We start from the raw sequence: 9,231 nt of genomic DNA, 5'->3' as shown, positions 1-9,231 counted from the left end.
GTGCAGCCGACGGCCTCGGTCAGTCCGACGATCCCGGCCTCGGCCTCGGCCACGCCGTCGCCTTCGGTTACGGCCACTCCGACGGCCTCGGCCACCAGTACCGCGCCCGCGAGCTCCAGTGCGGCGGCTCTGGCCGGACGGATCAGACCGGCCGTCAGCTACCAGGGAGTCGCTACCGCCTACGCCGCTGGTGACGGCAGCGGCTCCTGCCTGTACGGGCCTTCCGACGACCTGATGGTCGCGGCGATGAACGTCACCGACTACGAGTCGGCCAAGGCGTGCGGGGCCTACGTGCTGGTCCGCGCGGCAAGCGGGGCCACCATCACGGTACGGATCGTCAACGAATGCCCGTGGCCCTGCGCGCCGGGGCAACTCGACCTCAGCCGACAGGCGTTCGCCAAGCTCGCCGACCTGTCGGTGGGCCGCCTCCCGATCACCTGGTCGCTGCTGAGCCCGGACCTGCCGGGCACGATCGCCGTCCGGTACAAGACCGGGTCCACCAAGTGGTGGTGCGGGATCCAGGTGATCGGCCACCGGAACCCGGTGGCCGCGCTGGAGGTGCGGACCGCCGACGGCTGGCGGCGGCTGCCCCGCACCGACTACAACTACTTCCTGTCCGCCGATGGCACCGGCTGCGGCGGGGCGCTCAGGATCACCGACATCTACGGTGAGCGGCTGACCGTCGACGGCATCGCCGTGCAGCCGGACGTCGCGCAGCCGACCGGCATCCAGTTCGCCCGGCATTGACCAGCCCGCCGGTCGGCCTTCACCGGCCCGCAACCGAGCACGAGCGCCGTTCGGATCCCGGGCTGGGCACTGTTAGGCTGCGCCCCTCGTTGTTGTTAAATGCGCAACTAATGCGCACATCATTGCCAGGAGAGGGCGACCGGGGGATGGTCCTCGATGACGCGTCCGCGGAGTTCCATGAATTCTTCGAACGCCACTATGCCGAACTCGCACGTCTGGCACACCTCCTGACCGGGGAGACCGACGCGGCGGACGACCTCGCGGCGGATGCCCTGGTCGCCCTGTGGCAGCGCTGGGACCGGTTGCGGCAGGCCGACCACCCGCTCGCCTACGCCCGCGGTGTGGTGGCCAACCTGGCGCGCGGACGGATCCGCAGCGCGGTGCGCGAGCGACTGAGGATCACGCTGTTCTGGTCCCGCAGCCCCGAGAAGGTGGAGGGGCCGGACATGGCGGCCGTACTGGACGTCCGCGCGGCGCTCACCCGGCTGCCGTTCCGCAAGCGCGCCTGCGTGGTGCTGCGGCACGCCTTCGACCTGTCGGAGAAGGACACGGCGGCAGCGCTGGGCATATCGGTCGGTACGGTGAAGAGCCAGACCTCGAAGGGCATGGCCGAGCTGGAAAGGATACTGGGCGCACGAGCGGTCGGGGACCTGGTGGCAGGGAGGAGGAACCGGTGAACGAGGAGATCGCCCGTCGGCTGCGCGAGGCCGCCGAGGCCCACCGGCCCGACCGTGCGAGGATGCTGGCCCGGGTGCAACGCGGCATGGCCGGCCCCGCCGTCCGTCACCGCGCGCGGCCGTTCGCGAGGTCCGGGACCAGGTTCGCGCTCGCCGGGCTCGCCGCCACCGGCATCCTGGCGACCGGCGGCCTCGCCGTCGCCGCCATCGTCGCGCACTCGTCGCCGTCGGCCACCGTGACCACGCCGGCCACCCCGTCCCCGACCGCCAGCTCCCCGCAGCCGACATCGGCTCGCCCCAACCCTGTCGGGCCTGCCCCGGTCACCACCCCGGGCAGCGTGCGCCCGACTCCGCCGGCCACCAGTCCATCGCCGACCGCCGGCGAGAGCCAGAACGGACCGCTGCGGTCGGCCGGTTCGGTGGACCCGCACAGCACCGTCTACTGGACGCAGAGCAACCTCGCCCTCAAGACGACCCGGCCGCTCACCTCGCTCACGGTCGAGATGCGGATCGTGCAGACCGGCGGGGTGAAGAACACCGGCACCTGGCAGACCCTGCCGAGTGCTGACTTCACCGTCACCTCTCAGGAGGCCGGCGGCATGCTGGTCTACCGCTGGGTCCTCAAGCCGGGCCTGACCGTGCCGGCCGGGAGCTATGAGTTTGCCGCCCAGTTCAACAACGGCACCGGCGCGCGCAGTGCCGCGGGCGACGGCTACCGCGTCGACGCGCAGGGCTCGGGCGGCTCCGCGTCGGTCCGGGGAGGGTTCGTCCCGACCCGGTGAACGCCGCTGTGCGGCAAGGGGACGAGTCCCCTTGCCGCACACCAAAACTCTTCCCTCGATCGCGGCAACCTTTGTGTGCGTGGCGGCAACTGGCGGGTAACCGGGGCCGGATCAAGGCCCCTTGTGCCAGAAGGACATGCCCTTGTCAGATCAGAACCGCTCTCATCGCCGCCGTCCGGCTACCCGCCGCGTGCTCGCCGCCGCCGTGGTCCTCGCTGCCGCTGGTGCTGCCGTACCCCTGGTCGCCCAGGCCGCACACACGCCGAATGCCCGCACGCCGACCCTGGCCGGTGCAGCGGCCGGCAGTGGCCGCTACTTCGGTACGGCAGTGTCCTCGGGCAGGCTCGGCGACTCGACGTACTCCACCATTCTCGACCGGGAGTTCAACATGATCACCCCGGAGAACGAGATGAAGTGGGACACTGTCGAACCCTCCCGCGGGAACTTCAACTTCGGCCCGGCCGACTCGATCGTGGGCCATGCCGCCGCGCACGGCCAGCGCATGCGCGGGCACACCCTGGTGTGGCACTCCCAACTGCCCGGCTGGGTCAAGTCCATCACCGACGCCAACACCCTGCGCAGTGTGATGGACAACCACATCACCACCGAGATGACCCACTACAAGGGCAAGATCTACGCCTGGGACGTGGTCAACGAGGCGTTCGCCGACGGCGGCAGCGGTCAGCACCGCAGCTCGGTCTTCCAGGACGTGTTGGGCAACGGCTTCATCGAGGAGGCGTTCCGCACGGCCCGGGCCGCCGACCCCTCGGCCAAGCTCTGCTACAACGACTACAACATCGAGAACTGGACCGACGCCAAGACGCAGGGCGTCTACGCGATGGTCAAGGACTTCAAGTCGCGCGGCGTACCGATCGACTGCGTCGGCTTCCAGAGCCACTTCGGCGCAGGCGGCCCGCCGGCCGGCTTCCAGACCACTCTGTCCAAGTTCGCCGCGCTCGGCGTGGACGTCCAGATCACCGAGCTCGACATCGCCCAGGCGTCGCCGACGGCGTACGCAGGCGCCGTCCAGGCGTGCATGAACGTCGCTCGCTGCACGGGCATCACGGTGTGGGGGATCAGGGACAGCGACTCGTGGCGCACCGGTGAGAACCCGCTGCTGTTCGACAGCAGCGGCAACAAGAAGCCCGCCTACAACGCGGTGCTCACCGCCCTGGGCGGCAGCAGCGGCGGCGGCACGCCGGGCGGGCGCATCACCTCCGGCACGGTCTACACGCTCTCCGACGTGGCCGCCGGACGCGTTCTCGACGAGCCCGCGGGATACAACGGCAATGGCACCCCGCTCCAGGTGTGGGACGCAAGCGGTGCCGCCAACCAGCAGTGGCGGGCCGGCCGGAACAGCGACGGTTCCTACACGCTGACCAACCTCGCCAGCGGCCGGGTCCTGGAGGAGCCGGGTAACCAGACGGGCAACGGGACGAGGATGGAGGTCTGGGACTCGGGCGGCGGCGCCAACCAGCACTGGCGGGCCGACCGCAACAGTGACGGTTCCTACACGCTGACCAACGTCGCCAGCGGCCGCGCGCTGGAGATCCCCAGCGGTCAGACCGCCAACGGCACTCCCGTCCAGATCTGGGACTCGGGCGGTGGCGCCCACCAGCACTGGACCTTCAGGACTGCGACGCCCGCGTCGGCGGGCGGCACGTGTGCTCTTCCGTCGACGTACCGGTGGACTTCGACGGGTGCGCTGGCGCAGCCGGCGAACGGGTGGGACGCGGTGAAGGACTTCACCGACGTGGTGTACAACGGCAAGCACCTGGTCTACGCGTCGAGCGTGTCGGGATCGTCGTACGGCTCGATGATGTTCAAGCCGTTCACGAACTGGTCGGACATGGCGTCGGCCGGTCAGACCGGGATGAGCCAGTCCGCGGTGGCGCCCACGCTGTTCTACTTCGCGCCCAAGAAGATCTGGGTGCTGGCGTCCCAGTGGGGCGCGTCGCCCTTCGTCTACCGTACGTCGAGCGACCCCACCAACCCGGGCGGCTGGTCCGCGCCGCAGCCGCTGTTCACCGGCAGCATCCCCAAGACTGAATCCCCCACCGGCCCGATCGACCAGACACTGATCGCCGACGACCAGAACATCTACCTGTTCTTCGCCGGTGACAACGGCAAGATCTACCGGGCGAGCATGCCGATCGGGAACTTCCCAGGCAACTTCGGCTCGTCGTACACGACGGTCATGAGCGACTCGACGAAGAACCTGTTCGAGGCGCCGCAGGTCTACAAGGTGCAGGGCCAGAACCAGTACCTGATGATCGTCGAGGCTCGGGGTGCGAACGAGCAGCGCTACTTCCGCTCGTTCACCGCCACCAGCCTGAGCGGTCCGTGGACCCCGCAGGCCGGCAGTGAGAGCAACCCCTTTGCGGGCAAGGCCAACAGCGGTGCCACCTGGACCAACGACATCAGCCACGGTGACCTGGTCCGCAACAACCCCGACCAGACCATGACCATCGACCCCTGCAACCTGCAGTTCCTCTACCAGGGCAAGTCCCCCACGGCGAGCGGCCCCTACGACCGACTGCCGTGGCGGCCGGGTGTCCTTACCCTGCAGCGCTGACCCACTCCGTCTTCTTCGCCTACTTGAGCGCTGTACCGCCCGAGTTGTGATAGGCGATCGTCTTGCTGATCAGGTTTCCGCCGTCGGACTCGACCGTTGTCTGTTCCTGCTGCCCTGGACCGAACAGCAGCCCGGCGACATGGGCGTTCGCCACCTGGTCCATGTGCGCGAAGAACCAGTCCACCTTGTCGTCCTTGTAATGGTTGAGGGTGTTGTTCTGTGCCATGTCGCCCACGGGGATCTGCCACAGGACCACGGGCTTGCCCACGGACTCGGCCATCGTCTTGTAGAACTGCAGCGCGGCGGCGGCCTTCTGGTCGGTCCAGAAGTGGTCACTGCCGCCGTGGGCCGGCTGTGCGTACCAGCCCGCGTCGCGGTCCGACACATCGGTGACCAGGAAGTCTGCGTTCTGCGCCCCGAGGTTCGCGTAGTCCTTGACGCATGCCTGTGTGTTGGTCTGCCAGTCGAAGCAGGAAAGGTGCATCCCCGCGGCGGTGTTCGGCGCATACTTGTGCGCCATCGAGATCAGGCAGCGGGAGAGTCCGGCGGCGCTGTTCTCCTGCGATCCGCAGTCGGTCGGGTTTGCGGCCGAGACCTGCGCGGCAACCTGGTGCGGATCGCCGAGCGACCGGACGTAGCCCCAGAAGTCGGGCTCAAGGTCGATCGCGTCGTGCGACGTGCCGATCTTCTGGAGGAAGAAACGGTAGTCGTTCAGGTACCGGGTGAGCAGGTCGACCCTGTTGATGGCCTTGACCTCGCCCGGGCCGTCGCCCTCGCCTGCCATATCCCCGAGGTCGCGCAACGAGTACCAGGTCCAGAGCATCTTCTGCGGGCGCGGGCTGCCCTTGTACGTCGCCTGGGCCGCCACGGTGTCCCGCCAGGTCACGTACGTGCCGGGCGCCGTGGTGCTGCCGTTCCAGCAGCCCCACCAGTTCGACCACCCGTCCTGGCAGCGCGCTGCCGAATAGGCAGCCGACGAGGGCGCGGGCTGGCTGTGCACGTAGGCGTAGCGCATGTCGAACGGCGCGGCGGCCGCCGAGGCGTCGGACATCGAGCCGCCGATGAGCACCGTGCTGCTGCCCATGAAACGTGTCGTCGAGCCGGCGTCACCGGGCGTGGGAGACGACGGCTGCGTGTCGACACTCCCGGCCGGGACGAGTTGCCATTGCTGATCGGCGTCGCCCCGGTCGCGGTTCTGGACGACGTCGCCCCCATCAGCCTTGGAGGCCTTGTTGACCTCGACGGCCATGCCACTGAAGCGATTGATCAAACGCACGTGGCCGTCCGGCGACTTGGCCAGTTTGAACTGCTGGTTGGTGCCGTTCAGGTCTTTCCACTGCACGATGGCGGAGCCGGCGGTCTTCGACCAGCCGAGGTCGTCCAGCACCTTGCCGCTGTTGCGGTTGACCAGCACGTACCACTTCTTCAGATCCAGGGTCTGCTGCGCCGAAGCCTGGCTGACCACAACGGCGGAGCCGGCCACGACCACCATGACGAGGCCCGCCCAGAAAGCCCGACGCGCCAGCAACCGACGGCCACGATGCTTCGGGCGACCACCGCGGGCGTGTGGACGGGGGACATGTCTCTGTAGTCGTTCAAGGGGCATGTCTGTGCTCTCTTTCAGCTGTTGCGTCTGACCGGACCACTTGACCGGACATCACTGAGTGGCCCGAGAGGCCGAAAAGGTTGCCGCGGAGATCCACAGAGTTTTTCCGCCTGCGCAGGGCTGAGCGACCGCGCCCACACCCCCGCCGATCGGCGGGGGTGGAGCAGCCGACTGCGGGATGGGCAAGGCAGCAGAAATGCAAAATAATCCTTGTGGGCAATTGTCGTCTCGCTCGCAGGCGGCCCATCGCAATTTGTTCACATTTCGTGAAGCCTGAATTCGCCATTCTCGCGGGTGTTGCGAATCGAGCGTTTCGGCCATCGAATCCGGTGTCGACTTCTTGCAAACCAGCAGGTCAGAGTGGTTGTTTAACTCCTGCTCCCATGCACGAAACGGCGCATTGTCGCCGATGGGTGAGTGCCGTCACACCTCCCTGATAAACCGGCGAAGCATTTCCGTCGTCAGGCAGGTCAAGAACTTCTGTTCGCTGCTTCACGTGGCATCGGCAGAGCCTGGAAAGGATGTTTCTTGACCACCACTCGATCCCCGATATCCACGCGGGGCCCGGCTCGGCGTCGGGCGGACATGGCTGTGTTGGGAGGTGTGCGGCCGCCACTGGCGGCCCTGCCGGTTCTGTTGGCGCTCGTCGCGGGCCTGACGGTGTTCGCCGTCGGGAGCGATGCCGAACGGGGCGTTCCCGAGGCCGTCCTCAGCTCCCAGCAGCACATGGCCGAGGACGGGGCGGTGGCGCTGCAGGGCGCCGTCGACCAGAGCGTCACCGATCTGCGGGCAGCGGCCGCGGACTTCGGTGGCTCCACGTCCGTACCGGCGGACGGAATGCTGACCCGCCTCGACCGGACCTACCGCAAGTGGCGCGGTACCGCCGTCGTCGACCTGTCCACCGGTCGGCTGCTCGCCTCGCAGGGCGAGGCCGTACCGCTCGGGAAGGTGGACCTTCGTGAACTGCCGGCGAACCCGCCTCCGAGGCTGGTGCGGGACGACTCGGGCGTCACCCGGCTGCTGGTCTTTGCGACGCTGTCGCAAGGCAGCAGGCAGGAGTTGCTCGTCGCTTCGCAGAGCCTGAAGCTGCCGGGCATCTCCGTCGGCAGGAATCACACGCTCAACCTCGTGGACCGTGACGGGGCCACTCTCACCTCGACCGGGCCGGGATCCGGCACTGACCGGGCCAAGGCGCTGGCCGGCGCCGCCGCCCGCGAGGCGCAGCGCAAGGGACCGTCGGACACCGCCGCTGCCGGCGGCTTCGACGGTCCGAGCGGCAGTCTCGTCGGGGCGGCGGACGGCAACACCCGTACCGCCGTCGGGTACGCCGGAGTGGCCCGGGGGCTTGCCGCGAAAGAGAGTCCGAGCAGCGGACTCGGACTGACGGTCGTCACGACGGTGCGAACCGAGCGTCATGGGGCCGGGACCGGCGACCTTCGGCTCGCCCTCCTCGCCGCGGCCGTGCTCCTGGCCCTCGCGGCCGGGGTCACCGCCGTCCTCCACGTGGTGGTGCAGCGGCCTGTGCTGCGGTTGCGTCGCGAAGCGCAGAGGCTCGGCTCGGGCGACCTCGCGGCTCCCGTCCACGTGCCCCGCTTCGGGGAACCCGCCCGGGTCGGCGCCGCGCTGGAGGCACTTCGCCTTCAACTCCGCGGCAAGGGCGGGCCGTCGCAGGAGACGGTCGCGCAGCCACCGGCCAAGGGGCGTGTGCTGCTCGGGTCCGGCAAGGGCCGGCATCGGCTCGGACTGCGCACCGTCCTTGTGGTGTGCGCGTTCGCTCTGCTGGCCTGGCCCGCGTCGATGCTGCTGACGCTCGGCAGCACCTGGCCGCACCCAGCTGCGGTCGTACCGCGACTGATCACCGAGGACCAGCGGCAACGCACCGAGACGACAGCGGATCGCGTGCGCAGGGGGATCAACGACGGATACGCGGATCTCGCCCATCTCGCCAACGTGATCGACGCTTCCCGGCCGGAGGAGGCGCGCAAGATCCTCGACAGATCCCTGGAGCAGCACGGTCGATATCAGTCCCTGTACGTCGTCGACGGCGCCGGTGAGATCCTCGTCCGCGCCGGCGGTGAACCCCGCACCCCGAAGAAGGTCCGCATCAGGCCCGGGGTCATGCAGACGAACACCTCCGGCAAGGAACCGGTGCTCGCCGCCGTGGCCTCTCAGCCGGTCGAGGGTGCGTCGGCGAGGTCCGGACGCCGCTATGTCGTGGGCGAGTTCAAGGTCCAGTACCTGGTCGGCATCCTCAGCCGACCCGGTCTCGGCTCGGTGTGGCTGGTGGACTCCGCGCATCGGGTCATCGCGTCCAACAAGGGGTTCGTGGCATTCGGGCGGGTCTCCGACGGCCGGCTGCGGGCCCAACTGGAGGCCGTCCGCACGACCAAGGGCTCCGCCGAGCTGCTGCTCGGCTGGAGGAATCCGGCGGTCGCCGCAGTGGCGCCGTTCAACGACAAACTGGGCGTCGCGAGCGCACTCGGCTGGAAGGTCGCCTCGATCAGGCCGGTGTTCTGGATCGGCCTGCCCGAGTACGAGGCACAGCGGCGGATCATGCTCGTCGGTCTGCTGGGGACGACCACGGGCGCCCTCTGCCTCGGCTGGCTGTACCTCGTCGTCATCCGTCCGCTGCGTGAAATCGCCCAGGGAGCCAAAGCGTTGGCAGCCGGGGACCGCAGAACGGTGCTCTACCCGCGCTACCACGACGAGGTGGGATCCGTCGCCCGCAGCCTCGAACTGATCAGACAGCGACTCTCCCGCACCGATGCACCGCCCGCGCCCGGTTCCCCGGACGGGGCGCCCACCCCCTCCACTTCCCCGTCCGGCCCCGGTCCCAGGAGCTGA

At 68.9% G+C, this 9,231-nt stretch carries 6 protein-coding genes; 5 read left to right on the top strand and 1 reads right to left on the bottom strand.

Annotated features, from left to right (window positions below; all coding sequences use genetic code 11):
* The 4 genes from M878_RS48240 to M878_RS68860 form a co-directional block, all read left to right on the top strand.
* A partial coding sequence (locus M878_RS48240) for an expansin EXLX1 family cellulose-binding protein (RefSeq protein WP_280923666.1) occupies positions 1-747 on the top strand: 747 nt, incomplete at its 5' end.
* Positions 748-893: 146 nt separating this feature from the next.
* Positions 894-1,424 (top strand): SigE family RNA polymerase sigma factor, encoded by a 531-nt coding sequence (locus M878_RS68870; protein ID WP_023548034.1) that lies wholly within the window; start codon positions 894-896, stop codon positions 1,422-1,424.
* On the top strand, positions 1,421-2,206 hold the full coding sequence (locus tag M878_RS68865; protein WP_023548032.1) for a hypothetical protein: 786 nt from the start codon (positions 1,421-1,423) through the stop codon (positions 2,204-2,206). The genes M878_RS68870 and M878_RS68865 overlap by 4 nt, the downstream gene beginning before the upstream one ends.
* Positions 2,207-2,342: 136 nt before the next feature.
* A complete protein-coding gene (locus tag M878_RS68860; RefSeq protein WP_051430094.1) occupies positions 2,343-4,781 on the top strand; it encodes a non-reducing end alpha-L-arabinofuranosidase family hydrolase in 2,439 nt (812 codons plus the stop codon).
* A 19-nt stretch (positions 4,782-4,800) separates the two neighbouring features.
* Here M878_RS68860 and M878_RS68855 read toward each other — a convergent pair whose 3' ends face one another.
* Positions 4,801-6,273, bottom strand: a complete 1,473-nt coding sequence (locus M878_RS68855) for an RICIN domain-containing protein (protein WP_031225278.1) — start codon at positions 6,271-6,273, stop codon at positions 4,801-4,803.
* Between the two features lie 699 nt (positions 6,274-6,972).
* Between M878_RS68855 and M878_RS68850 the strand changes: the two genes are divergently transcribed.
* Positions 6,973-9,231, top strand: coding sequence for a HAMP domain-containing protein (locus tag M878_RS68850; RefSeq protein WP_245238139.1), 2,259 nt, complete (start codon positions 6,973-6,975; stop codon positions 9,229-9,231).

Origin of the sequence: Streptomyces roseochromogenus subsp. oscitans DS 12.976 (assembly GCF_000497445.1) — a bacterium.
Classification (GTDB): Bacteria; Actinomycetota; Actinomycetes; order Streptomycetales; family Streptomycetaceae; genus Streptomyces; species Streptomyces oscitans.
The sequence above is the reverse complement of the archived record's forward strand: the minus strand, read 5'-3'. Positions and strand labels throughout refer to the sequence as shown.